27 protein-coding genes and 1 tRNA gene are annotated in these 24,170 nt (G+C 60.9%); 16 read left to right on the forward strand and 12 right to left on the reverse strand.

From position 1 onward, the window contains the following. Positions 1-185: 185 nt before the first annotated feature. Positions 186-1,082 carry a LysR family transcriptional regulator gene (locus Q8K08_RS19955; protein ID WP_304801301.1) on the reverse strand — a complete coding sequence of 299 codons (897 nt, stop codon included), beginning with the start codon at positions 1,080-1,082 and terminating at the stop codon, positions 186-188. A 212-nt stretch (positions 1,083-1,294) separates the two neighbouring features. On the opposite strand from Q8K08_RS19955, the gene Q8K08_RS19960 reads away from it, so the two are divergent. From Q8K08_RS19960 to pgi, 16 genes are all read left to right on the forward strand, one after another. Continuing rightward, complete coding sequence (locus tag Q8K08_RS19960) at positions 1,295-2,173, forward strand: lysophospholipid acyltransferase family protein (RefSeq protein WP_304801286.1); 879 nt, start codon at positions 1,295-1,297, stop codon at positions 2,171-2,173. 42 nt (positions 2,174-2,215) lie between these two features. Next, on the forward strand, positions 2,216-3,028 hold the full coding sequence (gene murI, locus Q8K08_RS19965) for a glutamate racemase (protein WP_305251520.1): 813 nt from the start codon (positions 2,216-2,218) through the stop codon (positions 3,026-3,028). A 117-nt stretch (positions 3,029-3,145) separates the two neighbouring features. Then, positions 3,146-3,595: a cytochrome c maturation protein CcmE gene (gene ccmE / locus Q8K08_RS19970; RefSeq protein ID WP_304801298.1), complete on the forward strand. Its 450-nt coding sequence runs from the start codon at positions 3,146-3,148 to the stop codon at positions 3,593-3,595. Positions 3,596-3,674: 79 nt separating this feature from the next. Continuing rightward, positions 3,675-4,286 carry a holin-associated N-acetylmuramidase gene (locus tag Q8K08_RS19975; RefSeq protein ID WP_304801281.1) on the forward strand — a complete coding sequence of 204 codons (612 nt, stop codon included), beginning with the start codon at positions 3,675-3,677 and terminating at the stop codon, positions 4,284-4,286. Then, positions 4,277-4,774 carry a 3TM-type holin gene (locus Q8K08_RS19980; RefSeq protein ID WP_304801279.1) on the forward strand — a complete coding sequence of 166 codons (498 nt, stop codon included), beginning with the start codon at positions 4,277-4,279 and terminating at the stop codon, positions 4,772-4,774. The genes Q8K08_RS19975 and Q8K08_RS19980 overlap by 10 nt, the downstream gene beginning before the upstream one ends. Positions 4,775-4,832: 58 nt before the next feature. Then, entirely contained in the window at positions 4,833-6,575 is a 1,743-nt protein-coding gene (argS, locus tag Q8K08_RS19985; RefSeq protein ID WP_305251552.1) for an arginine--tRNA ligase, read from the forward strand. Positions 6,576-6,641: 66 nt separating this feature from the next. Then, positions 6,642-7,643, forward strand: coding sequence for an SPOR domain-containing protein (locus tag Q8K08_RS19990; RefSeq protein WP_305251523.1), 1,002 nt, complete (start codon positions 6,642-6,644; stop codon positions 7,641-7,643). Further along, positions 7,640-8,644, forward strand: a complete 1,005-nt coding sequence (locus tag Q8K08_RS19995) for a glycoside hydrolase family 3 protein (protein WP_304801272.1) — start codon at positions 7,640-7,642, stop codon at positions 8,642-8,644. The genes Q8K08_RS19990 and Q8K08_RS19995 overlap by 4 nt, the downstream gene beginning before the upstream one ends. After that, the gene (locus Q8K08_RS20000; RefSeq protein ID WP_305251524.1) at positions 8,637-9,431 is read left to right on the forward strand and encodes a ScpA family protein; all 795 of its coding nucleotides are present in this window, start codon (positions 8,637-8,639) and stop codon (positions 9,429-9,431) included. The genes Q8K08_RS19995 and Q8K08_RS20000 overlap by 8 nt, the downstream gene beginning before the upstream one ends. 11 nt (positions 9,432-9,442) lie before the next feature. After that, positions 9,443-10,084, forward strand: a complete 642-nt coding sequence (scpB, locus tag Q8K08_RS20005; RefSeq protein WP_304801296.1) for an SMC-Scp complex subunit ScpB — start codon at positions 9,443-9,445, stop codon at positions 10,082-10,084. 1 nt (position 10,085) lies between these two features. Beyond that, positions 10,086-10,298, forward strand: coding sequence for a hypothetical protein (locus tag Q8K08_RS20010; RefSeq protein WP_304801268.1), 213 nt, complete (start codon positions 10,086-10,088; stop codon positions 10,296-10,298). 178 nt (positions 10,299-10,476) lie between these two features. Next, a complete protein-coding gene (locus tag Q8K08_RS20015) occupies positions 10,477-11,061 on the forward strand; it encodes an HNH endonuclease (protein WP_305251526.1) in 585 nt (194 codons plus the stop codon). 81 nt (positions 11,062-11,142) lie between these two features. Beyond that, positions 11,143-11,841, forward strand: coding sequence for an MgtC/SapB family protein (locus Q8K08_RS20020; RefSeq protein ID WP_304802554.1), 699 nt, complete (start codon positions 11,143-11,145; stop codon positions 11,839-11,841). Between the two features lie 109 nt (positions 11,842-11,950). Beyond that, positions 11,951-13,402, forward strand: a complete 1,452-nt coding sequence (zwf, locus tag Q8K08_RS20025; RefSeq protein WP_305251527.1) for a glucose-6-phosphate dehydrogenase — start codon at positions 11,951-11,953, stop codon at positions 13,400-13,402. Further along, positions 13,402-14,073, forward strand: coding sequence for a 6-phosphogluconolactonase (pgl, locus tag Q8K08_RS20030; RefSeq protein WP_304802558.1), 672 nt, complete (start codon positions 13,402-13,404; stop codon positions 14,071-14,073). The genes zwf and pgl overlap by 1 nt, the downstream gene beginning before the upstream one ends. A gap of 1 nt (position 14,074) precedes the next feature. Next, the gene (gene pgi / locus Q8K08_RS20035) at positions 14,075-15,676 is read left to right on the forward strand and encodes a glucose-6-phosphate isomerase (protein WP_305251528.1); all 1,602 of its coding nucleotides are present in this window, start codon (positions 14,075-14,077) and stop codon (positions 15,674-15,676) included. Here pgi and Q8K08_RS20040 read toward each other — a convergent pair. From Q8K08_RS20040 to Q8K08_RS20090, 11 genes are all read right to left on the reverse strand, one after another. Beyond that, positions 15,653-16,141 (reverse strand): hypothetical protein, encoded by a 489-nt coding sequence (locus tag Q8K08_RS20040; protein ID WP_305251529.1) that lies wholly within the window; start codon positions 16,139-16,141, stop codon positions 15,653-15,655. The genes pgi and Q8K08_RS20040 overlap by 24 nt on opposite strands. Positions 16,142-16,244: 103 nt before the next feature. After that, a complete protein-coding gene (locus Q8K08_RS20045; RefSeq protein ID WP_305251530.1) occupies positions 16,245-16,640 on the reverse strand; it encodes a hypothetical protein in 396 nt (131 codons plus the stop codon). Between the two features lie 150 nt (positions 16,641-16,790). Continuing rightward, on the reverse strand, positions 16,791-17,144 hold the full coding sequence (locus Q8K08_RS20050) for a RidA family protein (RefSeq protein ID WP_305251531.1): 354 nt from the start codon (positions 17,142-17,144) through the stop codon (positions 16,791-16,793). A gap of 74 nt (positions 17,145-17,218) precedes the next feature. Next, positions 17,219-17,521 (reverse strand): hypothetical protein, encoded by a 303-nt coding sequence (locus Q8K08_RS20055; protein ID WP_304802566.1) that lies wholly within the window; start codon positions 17,519-17,521, stop codon positions 17,219-17,221. Positions 17,522-17,544: 23 nt separating this feature from the next. Beyond that, positions 17,545-17,618, reverse strand: a tRNA-Gly gene (locus Q8K08_RS20060). A 66-nt stretch (positions 17,619-17,684) separates the two neighbouring features. Beyond that, positions 17,685-19,340 (reverse strand): VWA domain-containing protein, encoded by a 1,656-nt coding sequence (locus Q8K08_RS20065; protein ID WP_305251532.1) that lies wholly within the window; start codon positions 19,338-19,340, stop codon positions 17,685-17,687. Between the two features lie 39 nt (positions 19,341-19,379). Next, a complete protein-coding gene (locus Q8K08_RS20070) occupies positions 19,380-19,970 on the reverse strand; it encodes a flavodoxin family protein (protein WP_305251533.1) in 591 nt (196 codons plus the stop codon). A gap of 192 nt (positions 19,971-20,162) precedes the next feature. Then, positions 20,163-20,705, reverse strand: coding sequence for a fasciclin domain-containing protein (locus Q8K08_RS20075; protein ID WP_304798437.1), 543 nt, complete (start codon positions 20,703-20,705; stop codon positions 20,163-20,165). A gap of 147 nt (positions 20,706-20,852) precedes the next feature. Next, positions 20,853-21,500, reverse strand: coding sequence for an anti-sigma factor domain-containing protein (locus tag Q8K08_RS20080; RefSeq protein ID WP_304798434.1), 648 nt, complete (start codon positions 21,498-21,500; stop codon positions 20,853-20,855). Beyond that, positions 21,497-22,051, reverse strand: coding sequence for a sigma-70 family RNA polymerase sigma factor (locus Q8K08_RS20085; RefSeq protein WP_304798431.1), 555 nt, complete (start codon positions 22,049-22,051; stop codon positions 21,497-21,499). Before Q8K08_RS20085 ends, Q8K08_RS20080 begins: the two co-directional genes overlap by 4 nt. Positions 22,052-22,102: 51 nt before the next feature. After that, entirely contained in the window at positions 22,103-24,148 is a 2,046-nt protein-coding gene (locus tag Q8K08_RS20090; RefSeq protein ID WP_370870569.1) for an ASKHA domain-containing protein, read from the reverse strand. Between the last annotated feature and the right edge of the window lie 22 nt (positions 24,149-24,170).

A 24,170-nucleotide genomic window follows, 5' to 3' on the forward strand; every position in this document is an offset into this window, starting at 1 on the left:
CGAGCAAAAGCTCGGCCCAAGTCCAACAGGGAGGTATGAAGCGAACAAGAGCAAACACTCAACCGCCCGCTTCATCACTGGACTTAGGCGTGCGCTTGATTCGGGGCAAGGCTGAACATGCTGCTAATGCAGCATGTCCGCTATGTGCTGGGTGCATAGCTTATTCGCCAGATTTGATGCTTTGATCAGTCAGGCTGTTTGCGCTTACGGTAGGCGAAGATTTCTTCTGTCACAAATTCGCGGAACGCAGCTACCCGCTTGGAGTGGCGCAGCTCTTCCGGATAGGCGAGGAAAACCGGCACTTCAGCGCTTTCGGTATCTGGCAGAACCCGCACCAGATGGGGGAAATCCTCAGTGATGTAGTCTGGCAAAACGCCGATGCCCAGATGGTTCAACACCCCTTGCAGCACGCCGAAGTAGTTGTTGACCGTCAGGGTGGAGGGGATGTCATGCGCCATCAGATCATGCACCAGTGTGGCACCTGCGGCCACCTGCGGCACCCCGGCATGCTGGGCAATCAACCGGTGCTGGTTGAAGTCATCCATCGACGCGGGCGTGCCATGTTCGGCCAGATATTCGGGGGTGGCGTAGAGCCGCATTTTGATGTTCATCAGCCGCTTGCGGATCAGATCAGCCTGTGACGGTTCTTTCATGCGGATGGCGACGTCTGCTTCGCGCATCGGCAGGTCAAGCACGCGTTCTTCTAGCATCAGATCGATCTTCAGGCTGGGGTATTTCTTGTACAGGTTGGCCAGACGCGGGGCGAGCCAGAGCGTGCCAAAACCAGTGGTGGTGGTTACGCGCAATTCGCCAAACACCTCATCCTCGGAATCGCGGATGCGGGCGGCTGTGGCTTCCAGCCGTTTGACCATCGCTTGGGTGGCATCAAACAAAAGTTCGCCCTGTTCAGTGAGGATCAGGCCGCGGGCGTGGCGGTGGAACAGGGTTACGCTAAGCGATTCTTCCAGCGCGCGGATCTGGCGGCTGACGGCAGATTGCGACAAATGCAGCACTTCGCCTGCGTGCGTCAGGCTGCCCTTGTCGGCAACCGCATGAAAAATGCGCAGTTTATCCCAATCCATCATCCAACCCTTTACCATGGCGTAAAGCTATCACGGCCTGCCTCATGAAGGGAGAATCAATCGCATGTAAATGCCTTTCAAACCGATAATGCGTCAGGGTCGTGGCCTTTTGGTCGAGATGAGCCGCGTGTCACCTGTCATCTTTATGTTACCGGGACTGGCGAAAGGATGGGGTCTGACAATGCCGGCCCAATGAGGAAAGCGGAGAGACAATGCAGCACGACGTGGCACGCGAGATTTCTTATGCGTCCTCGGCCTCCAGCAAGGCCGGGGCGACGCTTATCCGGGTGCTGGAGAATGCCACCGGGCGGCTGTCGTTGATCCGGCGCGCGGCGGGGTATGAGGATGAGATCGCGCGGGGGCGCAGCTTTTGGGATGTGGTGCCGGAACGCTATGGGCTGAGCCTTGAAGTGGTGGGCGGTGCGGTGGCCAATATTCCGGCGACGGGTCCGCTGGTGCTGCTCGCGAACCATCCTTACGGCATTCTGGACGGGTTAATGATGGGGCATCTGCTGGACCGGATTCGCGGGGATTTCCGCATCCTGGCCAACTCGGTATTCCGCCGGGCCGAAGCGCTGAACCGGGTTGTGCTGCCGATCTCTTTTGATGAGACGAAAGCGGCGGTGAAGATGAATCTGGAGACGCGGGCCGAGGCATTGCGCTATCTGGGGCAGGGTGGCGCGGTCGGAGTCTTTCCGGGCGGCACGGTGTCGACCAGTGCCAAGCCGTTCACCTCGCGCCCGATGGATCCGGGGTGGCGCAATTTCACAGCCAAGATGATTGCGAAATCGGACGCAACTGTGGTGCCGGTGTACTTTGACGGCCACAACTCACGCCTGTTCCAGATTGCCAGCCATGTGCACTATACGCTGCGGCTGGGGCTGTTGATCAAAGAGTTCCGCGCCCGGATGGACGAGCCGGTGCGCGTGGTGATCGGCAAGCCGGTTGCGGCCAGCACTCTGGCGCCACTTAAGGCCGATCCGACACGGATGATGGAATTTCTGCGACGGGCCACATACGATCTTTCACCGCATCCGTTAGGGTCGTATGATCCCGGCCACGAGTTTGAGGCGAAATACAAAATGCGCTGACAGGGCCACTGCCCGCAACAGGCGCGAAGGGTGGGGGCAGGCATGGCGGTTGGGGTTTTTGACAGCGGAATTGGCGGGCTGACGGTTCTGGACGCAGTGACAAGGCGCCTGCCGGATCTGCCGCTGGTCTATCTGGGCGACAATGCACACGCGCCGTATGGCGTTCGCACGCACGATGATATTTTCAACCTGACCTGTGCGGCGGTGGAACGGCTTTGGGCCGAGGGCTGCGATCTGGTCATCCTAGCGTGCAACACCGCATCGGCGGCAGCACTCAAGCGGATGCAGGAAACATGGGTTCCCAAAGATAAACGCGTGCTGGGCGTGTTCGTGCCGATGATCGAGGCGCTGACCGAGCGGCAATGGGGCGACAACTCGCCCCCGCGCGAAGTGGCGGTCCGGCATGTGGCGCTGTTTGCCACGCCCGCCACAGTGGCCAGCCGCGCGTTTCAGCGCGAGCTGGCGTTTCGTGCCATCGGAGTGGATGTTGAAGCGCAGCCCTGCGGCGGGGTGGTCGATGCCATCGAGCAGGGCGATGAAATTCTGGCCGAAGCTTTGGTGCGGTCCCATGTCGAGGCGCTCAAACGCCGGATGCCGCATCCACAGGCGGCGGTGCTGGGCTGCACGCATTACCCGCTGATGGAGTCGACGTTTCAGGATGCATTGGGCGATGATGTGAAGGTCTATTCCCAAGCCAATCTGGTGGCAGAGTCGCTGGCCGATTACCTGATACGGCGGCCCGAAATGCAGGGCACCGGCACGGAGTCGAAATTCCTGACCACAGGCGACCCAAAGGCGGTGTCGAACAAGGCCACACAGTTTTTGCGCCGCCGGATCACGTTCGAGGCGGCGTGACCTCGGGTTTGTTCTGGGTCAATCACTTCGCTGCGTTGCGACGTTACAACGCTCGACATTGGGTGGCATTGCCCCCACATCAGGCGTGTTAAACGGAAAGGAACGACCATGGCAGGGATGAAGGGGCTTAAAAAGCAGCGGCGGGTGCAGATTATTGTGCTGGCCTTTGTGGCTTTGGCGGCGTCCACGGGCCTGATCGGCTATGCCATGAAGGACGGGATCAACTTTTTTCGCAGCCCGACGCAGGTGGTGGAAGACCCGCCGCGCGTGGGCGAAGTGTTCCGTATTGGCGGTCTGGTTGAAGAGGGCAGCATCGTGCGCGGGCAAAGCGAGACTGTCAGCTTTCGGGTGACCGATACCAACCAGACCATTCCGGTGCGCTTTACAGGCATTCTGCCCGATCTGTTTTCCGAAGGGCAGGGCATGGTTGGCACCGGGTCGATGGAGGACGGCACCTTTGTCGCCACCGAGATTCTGGCCAAACATGACGAAACCTACATGCCAAAGGAAGTCATTGAAGCGCTGAAGGAACAGGGTGTCTATCAGGATGCGGGTTCAGACAGCTAAGCGCGCAGGCTTTTCAGCCCGTTAACCGGCACAGGTCAGTTTGCCCATGGGGGGAGTGTCAGCACTCCGGGGAATGCCCATGACAAGCGTAAGACGACTGGCCGAAGAAATTGTCGCCCGAGAGGGCGGCTATGTGAACGACCCCGACGATCCGGGCGGGGCCACCAACCATGGCGTGACCATCGGCACCCTGCGCAGGCTGGGGCTGGATGTGAACCGTGACGGGCGCATCAATGTGGCCGATGTCCGCAGCCTGACCCGCACGCAGGCGGTCGAGATCTATCTGGACCACTACTACAAGCGCCCCGGCATCGCGGCGCTGCCCGAGGCTTTGCAGGCATCGGTGTTTGATATGTATGTGAATGCAGGGTCCAATGCGGTGAAGATCCTGCAGCGGCTGATCACCGATATGGGGTTTCCCTGCACCCCTGATGGCAAGATCGGGCCGCAGACGATCCGGGCGGCGCAACTGGCCTATGAAGCGGCCCCCAACCACCTGCCCGATGCCTATGGGATTGCGCGGCGCAATTACTATTACGGGCTGGCCGATGCCCGCCCGCAAAGCCGTAAATTTGCGAAGCGGCGCGATGGCGGCAAGGGCGGCTGGATCACCCGCGCCGAGGAATTCATGGCAAAGCGCTATCACCTCACCGCAGCACAGCATAAGGAAAGGACCGCAAAATGGGGTTGATATCTGGTTTGCGGTTGGGGCGTGGCGCAATCCCGGCGTTGGGGGGTGTCAGCCGCGAGATTGCGCGCACCATTGCGCCCGACCTTGCGCGCGGTCTGGCCGAGGCGGTGAACCGGCTGCCGGTGCCGGATGCGGGCGCTTTGCCGCCTGCACGACCGGGGTCGGGCTATGACCGCTTGATTGATGCGATCAACCGGTTGCCGCGACCGCTGATGGCCTTTGGCTCTCAGGCGCTGGTCTTGTATGCGTTGGTTGATCCCTCTGGCTTTGCGGCCCGCATGGCGGGGTTGGATGCAATGCCCGAGGCGCTGTGGTGGCTGCTGGGGGCGGTGATCACCGCGTATTTCGGCGCGCGCGAGTCTCATCATCTGCGCAATCGCTCCACCCCCGCTGTGGTGCCGGTGGGGGCTCCTTTGATGCCAAATCCGTCTGATGAGCTGTCAGAAGCCGCCAATCCGGCGCTGGATGACTGGCGCGGCAACGGCTGAACTTGACCTGACTTGCGCCCTCTGGCATGGCCTTGGGCGCAAGACAGGATTTGATCAGATGAACCTCTTCGCCGAAATTCGCACCACCGTTTTGACCGCTTTGACCGAAATGCAGGCCGAGGGCATCTTGCCCGCCGGTCTTGATTTTGCGTCTGTTGCCGTGGAACCCCCGCGAGACGCGGCCCATGGGGACATGGCGACCAATGCCGCGATGGTGTTGGCCAAACCGGCGGGCAAGCAGCCGCGCGTGATTGCTGACGCTTTGGCCGCCAAGCTGATGGCCGATCCGCGCATCACGGCCGCCGATGTGGCGGGACCGGGGTTCTTGAACCTGCGCCTGGCAACGGAGATGTGGCAGAGTGTGGTCAAGGCTGCCCTGACCACTGGCACCGATTTTGGCCGGGCCGATGTGGGCAAGGGCAGATCGGTGAATGTCGAATTTGTCTCTGCCAACCCGACCGGTCCGATGCATGTGGGCCATGTGCGCGGCGCGGTGGTGGGCGACGCGCTTGCCAACCTGCTGGCCTTTGCCGGATGGACCGTCACGCGCGAATATTACATCAACGACGGTGGCGCACAGGTCGATGTGCTGGCGCGTTCCGCCTATGAGCGCTACCGCGAGGCGCATGGGCTGGAGCCGGAAATCCGCGAAGGCCTGTATCCCGGCGATTACCTGATCCCGGTGGGCGAGGCTCTGAAAGAGACATACGGCGACACGCTGCTGGATAAGCCGGAGGCTGTCTGGCTGTCGGATGTGCGCGAATTTTCCACCCAGATGATGATGCAGATGATCCGCGATGATCTGGCTGCGCTTGGCGTGCGGATGGATCTCTATTCGTCGGAAAAGGCGCTGTATGGCACCGGCAAGATTGAAGCCGCCATCAACACCTTGCGCGATATGGACCTGATCTATGAAGGCGTGCTGGAGCCTCCAAAGGGCAAAGAGCCCGAAGATTGGGAGCCGCGGGTGCAGACGCTGTTCCGCAGCACTGCGCATGGCGATGACGTGGACCGCCCGGTGCAGAAATCCGATGGGTCATGGACCTATTTCGCGCCCGATATCGCCTATCACTTCGACAAGGTGCAGCGCGGCTATGACCAGTTGATCGACATTTTCGGCGCCGACCACGGTGGCTATGTCAAGCGGATGAAGGCGGCGGTGTCGGCCTTGTCGAATGGCCGGGTGTCGCTGGACATCAAGCTGATCCAGTTGGTCAAGCTGTGGAAAAACGGCGAGCCGTTCAAGATGTCGAAACGCGCGGGCACCTTTGTAACCCTGCGCGATGTTGTGGAAATGGCGGGCGCCGATGTGACCCGGTTCATCATGCTGACCCGCAAGAACGACGTGGCGCTGGATTTCGATTTTGCGCGCGTGCTGGAGCAGTCGAAAGACAACCCGGTGTTCTATGTGCAATACGCCAATGCGCGGGTGAATTCGATCCTGCGTAAATCGCGTGAGGCAGGCGTGGATGTGTCGGACGCAACGCTTGCGGCGGCGGACCTGACCAAACTTGACCACACCGCCGAGATTGCGGTGGCCAAAAAGCTGGCCGAATGGCCGCGACTGGTGGAAATTGCCGCGCGCGGGAATGAGCCGCACCGGGTGGCGTTTTACCTGTATGAACTGGCGTCCGACCTGCATGGGTTGTGGAACCGTGGCAATGATGACGTGTCGTTGCGGTTCTTGCAGGACGATACAGCCACATCTCAGGCAAAAATCGCCCTCGTTCGGGCCGTGGGCGTTGTTATTTGCTCAGGTCTTGGTATCTTGGGTGTAACGCCGGTCGAGGAAATGCGCTGATCAACAGCGCCCCGTCGGTGATGCAGGAATAAAGGGCGGGGCAAACCCGTCTGATCGAGGCAGAGCATGGCGGATATCGACTATGATGATTACGGGGTATCTCCCCGTATCATGGCTGGACAAGCACAACGGATGGTTCATCTGGCAGGGGCGGTGTGTTCACTGGCCCTGATCGCGGGTGTAGGGATGTGGGGCTATAAGCTCGCGGTACGCGATGTGTCGGGGGTTCCGGTGATCCGTGCTGCGGAAGGGCCGATGCGGGTGGCCCCGTCCAATCCCGGTGGCAATGTAGCGGACCATCAGGGCATGGCGGTGAACGTGATTGCCGCAGCGGGTGGCGCGGCCGGTATGCCTGCGCAGGTCATGCTTGCGCCTGCGCCAATGGACCTTGCCGCCGAAGACGCGCCCGGATTGTCGTCTTTGGAGGCCGAGGCCGAATCTGCGGCACCGCCTGTGACGGTGGCTGCCGTGCCGCGCGCGGTTGATCCGCAGTCGTCTGATCTGGATGTGATGGCACTGGACGCGCCCGGGGCGTTGATCCTGCCGCCAGAACCTGTGCAAGACGCTGCCCCGATCTCGACCGAAGATGCTGTCGCCATGGCTTTGGCCGAGGCGCTTGGCGATGCGATGCCCTTGACCGCGCTGACCGCGCTGGCTGATCCAGAGCCGGAGGCGCAGACGAGCAGTGTGGCTGCGGTGCCGGGCAGTGTGCGGCCACGCACGCGGCCCCAACGCGCGCTTGATGGCGTGTCTGATGTTCAGCCGGTCAGCGCATCGGCCCCGACCGGGCCAGAGATTGACCCCGCAACGCTTGCCGTTGGCACCCGGTTGGTCCAGCTTGGCGCATTTGACAACCCTGAGATTGCCCGGTCAGAATGGGTCAAGCTGGGCGGCCGGTTTGGCGATCTGATGACCGGCAAAACGCTGGTGGTGCAGTCGGCGCAATCGGGTGGCCGTACATTCTACCGCCTGCGCGCGCATGGTTTTGGCGGTGAAGATGACGCGCGCCGGTTCTGTGCAGCGCTTTTGGCCGAGGGTGCGGCCTGTATCCCGGTTGCCCATAGATGACCGGCAGGCTTGCCGCGATTTTCGGCTGCGCGGGGCCAGAACTGACGGCGGATGAGCGTGCGTTCTTTCATGACGCAGACCCGTTCGGCTTTATCCTTTTTGGCCGCAACGTGATAGATCCGGCCCAGTTGCGCCGCCTTGCGGGCGCATTGCGCGATGCGGTCGGGCGTGACGCCCCGGTGCTGATTGACCAGGAAGGCGGGCGGGTGCAGCGGTTGCGCGCGCCCCATTGGCGCGAATGGACCCCGCCTTTGGACATGGTGGCGCAGGCGCGTGACCCGGCCCGGGCAATGTGGCTGCGTTCGCGTATCATTGCGCATGAGTTGCGTGGCGTGGGGGTAGATGCCAATTGTGCGCCCTGCGCCGATATTGCCGGGGTTGATACGCATCCATTTTTGAAAAACCGCTGCTATGGCACTGATGTGGCGTTAGTTTCCCGGATATCGGCGGCGGTGGCCAGTGGTCATCTGGCGGGCGGCGTTTTGCCAGTGATCAAGCATTTGCCCGGTCATGGCCGGGCGACGGCGGATACCCATCACGATCTGCCCACGGTCACCGCATCGCGCGAAGACCTGTCTGTGACTGATTTTGCGCCGTTCAAAGCGCTGAACCATCTGCCGATGGCGATGACCGCGCATATCATTTTTGCCGCCTATGATGACAAGCCCGCGACCCAAAGCCCCGAGATGTTACGGGTCATCCGGGACGAGATCGGGTTTCAGGGTTTGCTGATGACCGATGATCTGAACATGCAGGCCCTGCGCGGAACGCTGGCGGACCGCACGGCGGCGTCGATGGCGGCTGGCTGCGATATTGCGCTACATTGCAAGGGCGACATGGCCGAGATGCTGGCGGTGGCTGCGGCTTGCGGTGATCAGACGCCCGCGATCCGGCAACGCGCGCAAGCAGCCCTTGCACAACGTCATGCGCCCGACCCCGTTGACATCCAGGCACTTGAAGCGGAACTTCGGGGCGTGATGTCCGGGGATACGCATGTCTGACACCATTGCTGACGATTGGGGCGAAGATCGCCTTGCCCCTGCGGACCGCATGGCCGCAGAGGCGCTAATCGTTGATGTCGATGGGTTCGAGGGCCCGCTCGATCTGCTGCTGACGCTGAGCCGCACGCAAAAGGTGGATCTGCGCAAGATTTCGGTGCTGGAACTGGCCGAGCAATACCTTGGCTTTGTGCAAAAGGCGCAATCGCTGCGGATCGAACTGGCCGCCGATTATCTTGTGATGGCGGCGTGGCTGGCGTTTTTGAAATCGCGCCTGCTCTTGCCGCCCGAACCGGGCGAGGACGGGCCAAGCGCCGAAGACCTTGCCGCCCATCTTGCCTATCAGCTGGAACGCCTGCAAGCGATGCGCGAGGCGGCGGCACGTCTGATGGCGCGCGACCAGTTGGGTCGCGATTTCTTTGCGCGCGGGGTGCCGGAAACGGTTCTTCTTCACCGCGCTGTGACCTATGAGGCCACGCTTCTGGACCTGATGCGCGCCTATGCCCGGATCAGAACCAAGGACGAATTCCGTCCCTTTGTCATGGATCGTGACCAAGTGTTCACAATGGAGCAGGCGTTGGAGCGGATGCGCGGGCTGATCGGCTATGTGGGCGACTGGGCAGACCTGACCAGCTTTTTGCCCGAAGGCTGGGGGGCCACACCGATGCGTCGCCGATCCTCTACCGCCGCCCATTTCGCAGCGGTCCTTGAAATGGCCAAGCGCGGTCAGGTTGAACTGCGGCAGGGTGACATGTTTGCGCCCATCCAGATCAGGCGCGGCAAGCCATGACCGAGCCAAACATGATCGAACCGATTGAGAAAAGCCTGTTTGAAGCCCCGCCGATGGGTGAGCAGGAACGCATGGTCGAGGCGATTCTGTTTGCCAGTGCAGAGCCGGTGACGGTGTCTGAACTGTCGTCGCGCATGCCGCATGGCTGCGATCCGGCCGAGGCGCTGGCTAATCTGAGCAAACGCTATGACGGGCGCGGGGTGCATCTGGTGCGGGTGGGCGATGCTTATGCCATGCGCACGGCGTCTGATCTGGGCCATCTGATGCGCAAGGAAACGGTAGAAAACCGCAAACTGTCGCGCGCGGCAATTGAGACATTGGCCATTGTCGCCTATCATCAGCCGGTGACGCGGGCTGAGATCGAGGAAATTCGGGGCGTTGCGGTGTCGCGTGGCACCGTGGATCAGCTGATGGAACTGGACTGGATCCGGCTTGGCCGCAGACGGATGACACCGGGCCGCCCGGTGACATTTGTGGTGACAGAGCATTTCCTGGACCATTTCGGGCTGGAATCTGCCCGCGATCTGCCCGGAATAAAAGAGTTGCGCGCCGCCGGGCTTCTGGACAACCGGCCCTTGCCGGGGTCGATGTCCAAGTCTGACGATGAAGAGGATGAGGCCACAACCGGTCAGAGCGAACTGTTCGAGGATTGACATGAACGTAAATCAGATCGTGAACATGGTGATGCGCATTTTTCTGCGCAAAGGCGTGAACTGGGGCATCAACAAGGGCACGCAAATGGTGTCAAAGCGGGGCAAACCGGGGGCAGCGCCGACGCAAGCCAATAGCTCGCAGTCGCATGAGGCGCGCGAAGTCGCCAAGCGCGCGCGCAAAGCGGCGGCCATTACCCGCCGGATTGGCCGCTGACCTTCACCGGTTTGTCACTTTGTTGTGCGATCCCTGTCGGGTCGGAACGGCAGACGGGCCTACATGGGTTAGGGGGCTTGCCAGACGCGTTCCGCCAGATATAGTTCAGGTTAACGGGGCAGGGCTCCCTGCGCTGTGGCCATGATGGGCAACCGAAAAGGGTGGGGTCACTCGACGGATGGACGGCGATTTCAGAACTCAGTTTGTGCGCGACCCGGCGTCGCTGAAACATTACCCGGCGTTGGTGCTGAATGCGGATTACCGCCCGCTTAGCTATTACCCGCTAAGCCTGTGGCCATGGCAAGAAGCGATCAAGGCGGCATATCTGGACAGGGTGCAGATCGTGGCCGAATACGATCATGTCGTCCGAAGCCAAAGGGCCGAGTTTCGGATACCCTCGGTCGTGGTGCTGAAAGATTATGTTAAACCCCAAAAGCGCGTGGCATTCACGCGCTTTAATCTTTTTCTGAGGGACGAATTCTGCTGCCAGTATTGCGGGGCCAAGGGCGATCTGACTTTTGACCATGTGATCCCGCGTGCGCGCGGTGGCGTGACCAGTTGGGAAAATGTGGTGGCGGCATGCAGCCCGTGCAATCTTCGCAAAGGGTCTAAAACCCTGCGCCAGTCGGGCCTGCAACTGAACCGCACCCCGCGCGCGCCTACCGCCGCAGAAATGCAGGGTCATGGCCGCCGCTTTCCGCCCAACTATCTTCACGATAGCTGGATGGACTATCTGTATTGGGATGCAGAGCTGGATGCCTGATTTGTCATAAATCTTTTACAAATGCTTCACATTCCTTGCGGCTTTAACTAGGGTCCGCTGTCTGTCGGTCAGGAGTGTGCGATGGTTCCCCCAATTGAGATGGCTGCGCTGAACATGTTTGTGGCTCTGACCTGCGGTGCGCTGGTCGGTTCTGAACGACAGGTGCGACAGCGCATGGCCGGGTTGCGGACCAATGCGCTGGTGGCTTTGGGGGCTGCCAGTTTCGTGATCTTTTCGGCGCTGTATCCGACCGAGGTCAGCCCGACCAGGGTTGCGGCGCAGATTGTGTCTGGCATCGGGTTTCTGGGTGCGGGAATCATCTTTCGCGATGGGTTCAACATTCACGGGCTGAACACGGCGGCCACGCTGTGGTGTTCCGCAGGTGTGGGGATGATGGCGGGGGCGGGGCAATGGCCGTTTGCACTGCTGCTGACCGGAATGGTCATGTTTGTAAACCTTGGCCTGCGCCCGCTGGTCAAATGGATCAAACGGCGCACCAAGGCGGGGATTCCGTTGGGCAAAAGCTACCGTGTGCTTTTGACATGTCGCGCTGAACAGGAAGGCGAACTGCGCAGCCTGATGTTGCGCACTTTGGCGCTTGGCGGGTTGCATTTGTCTGATATCAAGGTGCAACCTGCCGAAGAGGGCGTGGGGGTTGATCTGGCTGTCACGGTCAGCGGTGAAGGATTGCCCGACAGTATTGTGGAACAAGCCGTGCATCGGCTGGCCGCCGAGCCGGGGCTGATCAGGGTTCGCTGGGAAAGCCTTGATGAGGTTTAGGCCGCCAAAGCGTTTTGATCCGGCGCAACCCAATGCTAGACTTCGCGCACGACCTTGGGTAGAAGGGCTGCGTTAGCGCTAACGGCGCCGCAGCAGCGAGGGTTTCCAGATGGTTTCGCGTGTCATTCCGGTCGATGTGTTCGATCTTGTGATTTTTGGTGGCACGGGCGACCTTGCCCGGCGCAAGATCCTTCCCGGTCTGTATCGCCGGTTTCTGGCGGGCCAGATGACTGGCGACAGCCGAATTATCGGGGCTGCGCGTGGCGAACTCAGCGATGAAGATTTCCGCAAGCTGGTCGCCGAGGCGATTGTAGAATTTGTACCCAAAGAACGCCGTGACGCGGCAATGATCGCCGAGTTTCTGTCGCGGCTGCACTATGTTGCGATTGACGCAAAAGGCGAAGGTGGCTGGGATGCGCTGAAATCTCTGATGCGCGATGGCGTTGTGCGGGCGTTTTACTTTTCGGTCGCCCCGTCCTTGTTCGGCGATATTGCGCTGCGCCTGAAAAAGCATGGCGTGGCCGATGAAGCCGCGCGGATTGTGGTTGAAAAGCCGTTTGGACGTGATCTGGAAACTGCCAAGGCCCTGAACGCCACCTTGGCTCAGCATTTTCATGAGACGCAGATCTACCGGATCGACCATTATCTTGGCAAAGAAACCGTGCAGAATCTGATGGCGGTGCGCTTTGCCAACATTCTGTTCGAGCCGCTGTGGAAGTCGGAATACGTCGATCACGTTCAGATCACGGTGGCCGAGACGGTCAGTGTCGATGGGCGCGGGGCCTATTACGACAAGTCGGGTGCGATGCGCGATATGGTGCAAAACCATATGATGCAGCTTTTGTGCCTGATCGCGATGGAGCCGCCCTATCACTTTGACCCCGATGCGGTGCGCGATGAAAAGCTGAAGGTGATCCGTGCGCTGGATGCGGTGCAGCCGCAAGATATCGTTCGCGGTCAATACCTTGCGGGGGGTGGGCAGGGCGGCTATCTGGAGCATTCCGAAAACCCGGCCAGCACAACCGAAAGCTATATCGCGCTGAAGGTGCATGTGTCGAACTGGCGATGGAAGGGCACGCCGTTTTATCTGCGCACGGGCAAACGCATGCGGGCGCGGGCGTCGGAAATCGCCATCACCTTCCGTGAGCCGCCCCATTCGATCTTTGACGATGCAAAGGGCTGGCGCGAGAATGTGCTGGTGATCCGTTTGCAACCCGATGAGGGTATGAACCTGATGGTCATGATCAAGGAGCCGGGGCCGGGCGGTATGCGCCTGATGCAGGTGCCTCTGGACATGTCTTTTGCGGGCGTCTTGGGCGAGGAGGCCGAGGATATTCCCGACGCGTATGAGCGGCTGATCATGGATGTGCTGCGCGGCAATCAGACCCTGTTCATGCGCGGGGATGAGGTCGAGGCCGCCTGGGCCTGGACCGACCCGATCATCGAGGCGTGGTCCGCACGCGGGGATCGTCCGCAAGGTTATGATGCGGGATCTTCGGGGCCGGAAGACGCGTTAATGCTGATGCACCGCGATGGGCGGCGCTGGCGGGAGATACGCTGATGGACTTTATCGAATACCCCGATGCCGAGATGATGTATCTGGCGCTGGCCAAGCAAATTGCCAGCGAACTGGGCGCGTTCCTGCGCCGCGATGGCCGGGCGTCTTTGTGCGTGCCGGGTGGCACCACGCCGGGGCCAGTGTTTGACACGCTGTCGGGTGTTGATCTGGACTGGCCCAATGTAGCGGTTTTCCTGAACGACGAACGCTGGGTGCCGGAAAGCAGCGAGCGATCCAACACCCGTTTGTTGCGTGACCGTCTGCTGCGCGGGCCAGCGGCAAAGGCCAATCTGGTGCCGCTTTACGCGCCCGCCGATCAACCCGAAGATATGCTTGACGCGCTGTCGGCTGGCCTTGCGCCGCATCTGCCGATCTCGGTTCTGTTGTTGGGCATGGGGGCGGATATGCACACTGCCAGCCTGTTCCCCGGTGCTGATCTGCTGGAACAGGCCCTTGCGTCGGATGCGCCCATTCTGATGGCGCTGCGGGCCGAAGCAGCGGGAGAGCCGCGCATCACCCTGTCTGCACCTGCGCTGAAATCGGCGTTTCACACCCATATTCTGATCAAAGGCCCCGAAAAGCGCGCCGCGCTGGAGCGGGCAAAGACCCTGCCTGTCAGCGAAGCGCCCGTGCGGGCGGTGCTGGATGTTGCAACTGTTCACTGGACCGAATGACATGAACCAAAGCTGGGACGCCCTGAAAGACCATCACGCCGCTGTCGAGGGTCGTCCGATCCTTGATCTGTTCACAGATGGCACCCGCGCGGCTGATTTCTCGGCGACAGCCGATGGCATGATCTTTGACTATGCCAAAACCAACATCGACACGCGTGGCCGGGCGCTGCTTTTGCAGCTGGCGGAACGCGCCGGGGTGGCGGACAAGCGCACTGCAATGTTCGCCGGGGCCAAGATCAACGAGACCGAGGGCAGGGCGGTTCTGCACACTGCCTTGCGTAACATGGACACTCCATTGACCGTTGACGGTCAGGATGTGACCATTGCCCTGCGCGCTACCCACGCCCGGATGCAAGCCTTTGCGGCAGATGTGCGGGCGGGGCGTTTCACCGGGCAGGGCGGGCAGATCACCGATGTAATCAATATCGGCATCGGCGGGTCTGACCTTGGCCCTGCGATGGCGGTTCTGGCGCTTGCCCCGTTTCACGACGGGCCGCGTGTCCATTTCATCTCGAACGTCGATGGCGCGCATGCCGCCGATATCTTGCGCGGTCTGAACCCGGCCACGACGCTGGTGATCGTGGCTTCCAAGACATTCACCACGATTGAGACCATGACCAATGCGGAAACCGTGCGCGTGTGGATGGCGCAAACGGTGGCCAACCCGGCGGCACAATTCGTGGCAGTCTCTACCGCTGCCGACAAAACGGCGGCGTTTGGCATTGATCCTGAACGTGTGTTCGGTTTCGAAGACTGGGTCGGCGGTCGCTATTCGATGTGGGGGCCGATTGGCCTGTCCATCATGCTGGCGGTGGGGCCGGATGGCTTTGCCGATTTCCTGCGTGGCGGCGCGGCCATGGATGCCCATTTCCGCGAGGCGCCATTCGCGCAAAACCTGCCGGTCCTTTTGGCGCTGGTGGGGCTTTGGCACAACCAGATCTGCGGCCACGCCACCCGCGCCGTTTTGCCCTATGATCAACGCCTTAGCCGCTTGCCTGCCTATTTGCAGCAGCTGGAGATGGAATCGAACGGCAAGCGGGTGTCGATGGATGGCGCCGATTTGCCCTATCACTCCGGCCCTGTGGTCTGGGGAGAGCCAGGCACCAATGGCCAGCACGCGTTCTACCAGCTGATCCATCAGGGCACCCGAGTTGTGCCGTGTGAGTTTCTGGTCGCAAAGCGCGGTCATGAACCCGACCTTGCCCATCAGCACCTGCTGCTGGTGTCAAACTGCCTTGCGCAATCCGAGGCGCTGATGAGAGGGCGCTCCTTGGCCGAGGCGACTGCGATCATGGCATCGAAGGGCCTTACCGGGGCCGAGCTGGACCGTCAGGCCCGCCACCGCGTTTTTCCCGGCAACCGCCCCAGCACCACACTGGCCTATGATCAACTGACGCCATTTGTGCTGGGCCAGATCATCGCGCTGTATGAACATAGGGTGTTTGTCGAAGGCGTTATTCTGGGCGTCAATTCTTATGACCAATGGGGTGTCGAACTGGGCAAAGAGCTTGCCTTGGCGTTGCAGCCCGTGCTGGAGGGGCGCGCGGGCACCGATGACAAGGATGGCTCCACCGCGCGGTTAGCGGCGTGGTTCCGCAGTTGACACAGGGTTCAGCAGCGGAGCAATCAGCGGGCGGATCGCACGCGCGGTGATCGTATCGGGGTCACTGTCCAGACCTTCGCGCAGGCGGTGGGACAGATCCACCGCCGTGTCAAACATGCTGCGGTCTGCGTAAACGCTGTGGACCGCATCGATCAGCGCGACGGGAGGCAGGTCGTCGTCGTCAACCACGTGTCTGACCACCCGCGCCACACCCTTCTTTTCGGCGGCGCGGGCGTGCCAAAGCTGTTCCTGATGCTGCGGCAGGCAGACTTGTGGCAAGCCTGCATACAGGCCCAGCGACAAGATGCCGTGCTGACCGGCGTTCAGGACCAGCCGCGACCGCCGCGCAATCTCGGTCACCGGCACCGGGCCGGTTTCAAGGATCATCCCCGATGCGGCCAGCTTTTCCATAACATCTGTCGGGGCCCCCGGCAGATATCCGCGCCGGGGCAGCGTCAAAGGCAAAGCCGGGGCCAAATGCGCCGGCCAATTGTCGCAAGGTCACGACATGGCCGCGACCGGCGCCGAACTCATTGGCAAGCAGAACACGTGGCCGCAGCATCGCAGGTCAGCTAGAAATAGCAGCAACTGCCACAGTCGTCACTACCACCGGGGCTGTCGTCGCCGTCATCGATATCATCTGGGGGGGAGGCGGCGATGAGACCGGGATTGCCGAAGATCCTACGTCGCTGCAATCCATATAGACCAGCCTGCCGGTGTTGCCAGTCAACTGGCGCACAAAATCAAGCGCCAGTGCCTCGTCAAACAGGATCCGCCGGGTAAGGCCAGAGGTTCCATTGGTGATGACCTGTGTCTGGCCATCAATGACAATGAAAAGGGCGGGCACAAATGTGCCATCCACATTCGCATTGCACCGTGTCACAACCGCGGCCTGGGCATGGCCTTGGGAAGTCATAAGCAAAAGGCTCAGCGCTGCCGCTGACGCCATTGGTAATCCATTCATGGCTGTTCTCCAGAAAATAACTGTCACTTGAAATCTGCGCCATTAAATCCCGCGCATGACTAAAGGTTAACACAAGTCGGTTTCTGGAGAAGTACGAGATTCATGACCCAAGAAACCGGGCTGTTCGCCCGGTTTTGGTTGCCTTCATGCTTAGCGCAGGGCGGCGGTCACGATCACTTCTACCCGGTAATCAGGGGTTGCCAGCTTTGCCTCACCCGTCGCGCGCGCCGGGGTATGGCCCTGAGGCACCCAAGTATCCCACACGCCGTTCATTTCGGCGAAATCGGCCATGTCGGCCAGCCAAATCTGGGTAGACAGGATGCGGGTTTTGTCAGTGCCTGTTGCGGCAAGAATACGGTCCACTTCGGCCAGACAGGTACGGGTCTGATCCGCGACTGACTCACCCGGATTGCCGACCTGACCCGCCACCCAGATGATGCCATTGTAGCAGACGCCTTCGCTCATCCGTGCGCCGGTGCCAATGCGTTTGATGTCGTCGTTCATTGTGAACTCCCTTTGTAAATGCCGTAGCCTTGCTATCGGGGGGCGGGCACAAAGGAAAGGGGGGCAGTACCCTGTCAGTCTTGCCGTAGGCAGGTAAAGCTGTCGCCGGACGCGGGTGAAAACCAATACAACGTGCCATCGTCATTTAGCGCAACATAGAGTTGGTAATCATCTTCAAACGACAAGACAAACCCGCTGCCATCAACAGCAATATCGGTGATCGGCATGTCGTCGGAGCCGGTGTTGTAATTGTCCGATGTGAAGGTGAAAACCGCCACCTCGCAATCCCAAACCCCTTCAAAGGCATGCGGCGGTTCAGAGCCAAGCGCCACCCCTGCCCAAAGCGACGCCGCAACAGACAGTGTCAAAATGCGCATGGGAAACCTGATATGTGAAGCGATGGAGCGGGTGAAGGGAATCGAACCCTCGTCATCAGCTTGGGAAGCTGCTTCTCTACCATTGAGATACACCCGCAGTGGCATAGCAGGTATGCCAGCCGCGCGCCGCAGTCAAGGGCCGCGCGCGGCTGGTGGGATGGATTCAGGGCAGGACCAACTCGGTGCGTTCGCCTGCGGTGACAGCAGTCGGGCTTTCTGAAACCACATCTGCGCGGTTGATCTCAACGACATAGTCCCCGGCGGCTGCGGTCAGGGACATTTCCTCGCGGTATTCGAAGTTGAGCTGTTTGCGGTTGCCGTTCAGATCCTTTTTGGCGTCATAGACCGCGATCGAATAGGCCCCCGGCGCGCTGATGAACAACACCCCCGCATTCAGGATCGCGGCCACATCCACCCGTTCGCCCATGGTGACGGAAAAGGGCACGTCAACCGATGCGCTCCCATAGGATACGCGGGTGATATAATCGCCGGGCGACAGGCTGATGATCTGGTTTTCGCCATAGCTGGTCGACAGCACCTCGCGGCTGCCATCCAGTTTCGCCTTCGCGGGCAGAATATCGACCCGATGGTTGTTGCCCTCAATCAGCATGCCCTCGACATAAAAGCCGTTGATGCCAACCACGCCCGCAGCGATCACCACATCGCGTTCTAGCGTTTCGCCAGCGGCAAGGGTCAGGGTTTCGGTCAGCTTGGCCAGCCCGAGTGTTCCGGTCAGCGTGGCCTCGCCGGCGTGCAGATAAAACTGGCTGGACCCATAGGCAGTGCTGTTCACCCCGGCGCTGTTCTTGATGTTCAGGCCGGCGCTGTTGTCCACGTCTTCCTCGGCGGCGGGTTTGGGGTGCAGGATCACACGGGCGGCGTTGAAGACCACCTCGGGCGCGGCAAGGGAAGTGTCGGTCAGGTCCAGCGGTTGGTCCACCGTCACCTCACCGATCGTTGCGCGCAATATGTAGCTGCCGGGTTCGATAAACCCCTCAAACGCATTGTATTCCGTGACAAGCTGATCGCCCGCCGTGCCATCTGCGTTGCGTATATACAGACGCCAGACGGCATCAGTCTGGTCGTCTGGCTTTGGCACACCGGGTGCAAGCCATGCAGTAGGCGCAAAATTCACCGCGACGGTTTGGGGCTGGGGCGGCGGCTCTGGCGCGGCGGCAGGGGCTGGTTCCACCACGGCGACCGTGGTTTGCAACGCCGCGACCAAGGCGCTTGCATCGCGGGCCTCGATATAGGTGCCGCCGGTGTTTTCGGCCAGACAGGCCACTTGCTTTCCCTCATCCGCCGTCAAGCCAAAGCCCACCACATGCGCGGTGAAATCCACGCCCGAGGCTTCGAGTTCGGCACCAAGCGCACAAGGGTCTGCCGCGCACGTCTCTATCCCATCGGTGATCAGGATCACGGTGGCCTTTTCCTCGGTCGAACGCAGCTCTGCCGCGGCGCGGCGCACTGCTTCGGAAAGAGGCGTTTTTCCAAGGAATGACATGGTGTTGGCCGCGTCGGTGATGCGTGCAGCAGTGCCCGGACCCGGTGGCACAATCAGTTCAATATCGTCACAAGACCCTTTTTCACGGTGGCCATACGCCATGAGCCCCAGTTCAGTCTCGGGCGGAAGACCCTCCAGCACGGTTCCCAATGCCTCGCGAGCGATTTCCAGTTTGGCGCGACCATCAATCTGGCCCCACATCGAGCCAGAGGCATCCAGCACAATGATAGACCGGCCTTCGGCCTGCACCGATGCCGCGGCCATCATCATCAACAGACCAGCGCCGGTGGCGCGCGCGCAAATTCCAAATCGCATCGTTTTCTCCAAACATCAGACTCAAATCTAAAATGAAGGCTAATGCGGGTGATGCACTTTCGGCAAGTCAGGTATTTCTGCCCCCGGCCCGGAAAAGAAGTGCGAGGCGTTTTGCCATGCATCATCGTGTTCAATCTCTCCGACCGCATCCGCAACACCGTGCAGTGCGCCGCCCCATTCCATGCCCAGCCAGTCCGACGTGCGGCGCAGGATCGTTTCGGACATGTCTGCCACAGTTGGCTCTGGGTCGGCGCGTGTGGTGATAAGCCAAAGCCGCTTGGTGCGGATCCAGAGCGGAAAGCCAAGCTCGGGCAAATCCAGAAAGCCTGACCAGTGATCAAGCAGCAATTTGGCCGGGGTGGGCAGGCTATACCAGTAAACGGGGGCCACAAAGCACAGATCGGTGGCGGCGTGCATCTTCTCCAGCACATGTGCCAGACAACCCTCGGGCTGGCTGGGCAGGGCGGGGCGGCGGTCGGTAAACGGGGGCAGCGACATCGCGGCCAGATCCAACCATGTGCAGGGGCAGGTCAGGATTTGCGCCGCTTGCCGCGCCAGTTGCTCGCTGTTCCCGCCCGAGCGGGCCGAAGACAAAAGAAACAGAAAATGGCGCGGGATGGTTGGGGTCATGGCGCGCATGATGACCATGGGGCCGTGCAAATGAAAAGAGTGACCGCACCTGAAAAACCCCGACACCACAGGTGCCGGGGGAAGGCCGCGTCTGAGACCCGCCGTTTTGGGGACAAAATTATACAACGGGCCACACACGGGCACTTTAGAATGCGGAGGAGTGACGCCCCGCACTCTTTGCGGTGTGCTGTCTTACATGGCGGGCAGAAGCACGGTGTCGATCACATGAATCACGCCATTCGACTGCTTGACATCGGCGATGGTGACGGTGGCGATATTGCCCATGCCGTCCTTGATCTTTACCGCATCACCTTCCATCATCACGGTGAAATCACAGCCGCCGACGGTGCCGACTGTGTGCATTCCGCCGCCATCAGCGATCATCTTGACGATATCGCCAGCCATCGCATTGGCCGCGACAACATGGCAGGTGAGGATCTTGGTCAGTTGATCCTTGTTTTCCGGCATCAGCAGGGTTTCAACCGTGCCAGCGGGCAGCTTGGCAAAGGCGTCATTGGTGGGGGCGAACACGGTGAACGGGCCTTCGCTCGACAAAGTTTCAACCAGACCAGCGGCCTGCACGGCAGCAACCAGCGTGGTGTGATCAGCCGAATTCACGGCGTTTTCAATGATATTCTTGTCTTCAAACATTGCGGCACCGCCGACCATCGGGTTTTCGGCAAAAGCGACAACGGTGGACAAAGCAAGAATCGACGCTGCAAGTTTCAGTTTCATAAGACATCTCCCGGTAAACAGAGGCAGGATCATCCTGCCTTCACAATGGATACGAGAGTGGCTTTGGAGGAGTTTCAGCCGGGACAAAGATTTTTTCGCGCGGCGCTGTTCTCCGGATGCAGACACCAGACCGCGCGAAAAATTGCCCTAAAGTTCAGCCGTCAGAATGACCGGTCCGGTCGGTGCGCCGGTGGGCGATCCGCCAGCCGGTTCAACCGACACTGCCAGCACCCAACCCGCTGGCGGGCGTGGATATTCCACATCCAGCGGATCAACCCCCAGCAGACCCAGAGACACCGGGGCCGCCCCCGGTGCGATCACCCAAAGCTCGTGGGTCTGGCCATCAGGGGCCGGGGTGCCTGCGACACGGGTCACCAGAAGATTGCTTCCGTCGTGGCGCGCCTCATAGATCAACGATGAGGAATCGGTGCCAAGGCTGGCGATGATCGTGCCCGGCGCTGTGGGTGGCATCAGAACCAGCGCGCCAACCACAATCGCTGCAGCGGTCACAGCCCCGGCCAGCCATGTGCGCCAGCCAAAGCGTAGCTTGGCAGTTTTTGGGAACAGCCGGGATTCGATCTTTGGCAACAGATCTGGCGGCACCGGAACCGTGGCATAGGCCTCATTCAAGGGCGCAAAATGGGCAACCCAACGCGCCACCAACAGCGCAAAATCACTGTCGGATTTCAGGCGTTGTTCAACGGCAAGCCGTTCGTCCAGAGCAAGAACGCCAAGCACATATTCTGCCGCCAAAGCGTCGTCTTCTTCCCGAGGGGTCAAGGGGGCGTCGGTCATTGGTCCAGACACTCCTTGAGTTTCAGCAGACTGCGCCGCAGCCATGTCCGCATGGTGTTCAAGGGAATATCGTGGCGCAAGGCAAGCGCATCATAGGACAACCCATCCAGATAGGCCCCGCGCACCGCATCAGCGCGCGCGGGTTCCAGAGTATCAAAGCATTCCGAGATACGCCGTGCCTCGCCCTTGGCGATCAGCTGGCTTTCGGCGCGTGGCGCGGTGTCAGGGATCAGCGCTGCGGCGTCGTCGTCATTTTGTTCAGGCTTACGGGCGCGCAAGCGGTCGATCGCATGGTTGCGCGACATGGCCACCAGCCACGTCATGCCTGCGCCACGGGTCGGATCAAACCGTCCCGCCCGCAACCATACTCTGGTAAATACCTCTTGCAACGCATCCTCCGCTTCTGACCGTGTGCCAAGGATACGCAGCAAAACGCCCATTAGTTTCGGACCGGCTTCAGTATAGAGCGACCGGAAGGCCCCACGGTCCTGAAGCGCAACACGCTCCAACAACAGGCAAACTTCGGTGCGGGTCGGTGCGGTTGCGTTCATGGCGGCAAACTTAGCACGCCACTGTTGCAATGCCAGCCCAAAAAAGGGCGATCAGCCGCGCCGCCTGCGCCCCTCACGCCCGCCGCCCGATGTGTTGAACGACACAACCGGCAGGGTCACCACCGCTGACAGCGACGGGAAGGTATCCACCGCATGTGGAATGGCGTTGGCGTTCACGAAATGCTCTTGAAACTTCGGCTCGATGGCGGTTTCCACCTTGTGGATGTTGTGAACCGTCGCCTCGATCTGGTCACGCGCGGCCACGTTGCACAGCGCAATCCGCGCGCCGGTGCCCGCCGCGTTGCCAGCGCTGGTGACCTTGTCCAACGGCGCATCAGGGATCATGCCCAGCACCATCGCGTGCTTGGGGCTGATATGCGCGCCAAACGCCCCGGCGAGGGTAACACGGTCCACATGGTCAATACCCATTTCATCCATCAATAGCCGCGCACCCGCGTAAAGCGCGGACTTCGCCAGCTGAATGGCGCGGATATCGCCTTGGGTAACCATGATGCGCGGCCCGCCTTCTGCAGAACCATCGTGCAGAACGTAGCTGTGCGTGCGGCCCTCGGGCGTGGTGCGCCATGTACCGGTTTGTTCCGGGCTGCCTATCAACCCGCCGGGGTCCACCAGACCGGCCATCCGCATCTCGGCCACCGCCTCGATGATGCCGGACCCGCAGATGCCGGTGATGCCACTGGTCGCGGTCGCTTCGGCAAAGCCCGGATCATCCGACCACAGGTCAGACCCGATAACGCGGAACCGTGGTTCCTTGGTGATAAGGTCAATCTCTACCCGTTCAATAGCACCGGGGGCTGCACGCTGGCCGGAACTGATCTGCGCACCCTCGAACGCGGGGCCGGTGGGGGAAGAGCAGGCCAGCACCCGTGTTTTATTGCCAAGCAGCAGTTCCGCATTGGTGCCGACATCCACGATCAGCACCATGTCATCCGATTTGCCCGGTTCTTCTGACAGCGCAACTGCGGCTGCATCGGCCCCCACATGCCCGGCTATGCACGGCAGCAGATAGACCCGAGCCGCGCGGTTGATTGCGTCCAGGTCCAGATCGCGCGCATCAAGCGAGAGGCTTCCGCTGGTGGCCAAAGCAAAAGGCGCTTGCCCCAGTTCCACCGGATCAATCCCCAGCAGCAGGTGGTGCATCACCGGGTTGCAGACCACGACCGCCTCGTAAATGCTGGCAGGGTCTACGCCGCCCTCTGCCGCGATGGAAACCGCCAGCCCGTTCAGCGCTTCACGCACAACGCGGGTCATTTCCACATCGCCGCCCGCGTTCATCATCACATAAGATACCCGGCTCATCAGGTCTTCGCCAAAGCGGATCTGCGGATTCATCACCCCACCAGACGCCAGAACCCGCCCGTCGCGCAGATCGCACAGATGCGCCGCGATGGTGGTGGAGCCAAGGTCAATCGCCAGCCCGTGAATGGCGCCCTCATGAAAGCCGGGCCAGATATCCATGATCCGGGGGCGTGCGTCATGATTGCCCTTGTGCAAGGCGACAGTCACCTTCCACTGGCCCTTGCGCAGCACAGGCTGCAACCGGCGCAGGATCGCCAGATCGGCCACCACATCATTCACCTGCCACTGATCGCGCAGGGCAATCGCCAGCCGTCCAAAATCGCCGGTCGGTTCGTGCATGTCGGGTTCGGCCACCTCGACGTAGAGGAGCCGCGTGGCGGGATCCATCGCGATGACCCGCTCGGTCGCTGACTTGCGGATCACCTGTTTGTGGACTTGGCTTTCGGGGGGCACGTCGATGACCACATCGCCCATCACCTGCGCCTGACAGCCCAGACGACGGCCATCCAACATGCCGCGTTTGGATTTATAGCGCTCCTCAACGGCGTTCCATTCGGTCAGCGCATCATCCTGCACGGTGACCCCGTGTTTGGAAAACTCTCCATATCCTGGACTGATCTGGCATTTTGAGCAAATGCCGCGCCCGCCACAGACGGAATCAAGATCAACCCCCAACTGCCGTGCGGCCGTCAGTACCGGCGTGCCCAGCGGGAAACGCCCCCGCTTGCCCGAGGGGGTAAAGATAACAAGAGGGTCATCCACTGCTGCGGACGACATTTGGGACAACTGCGTCGAAGAC

The sequence above is a fragment of the Pseudotabrizicola sp. genome (genome assembly GCF_030684215.1).
Classification (GTDB): domain Bacteria; phylum Pseudomonadota; class Alphaproteobacteria; order Rhodobacterales; family Rhodobacteraceae; genus Pseudotabrizicola.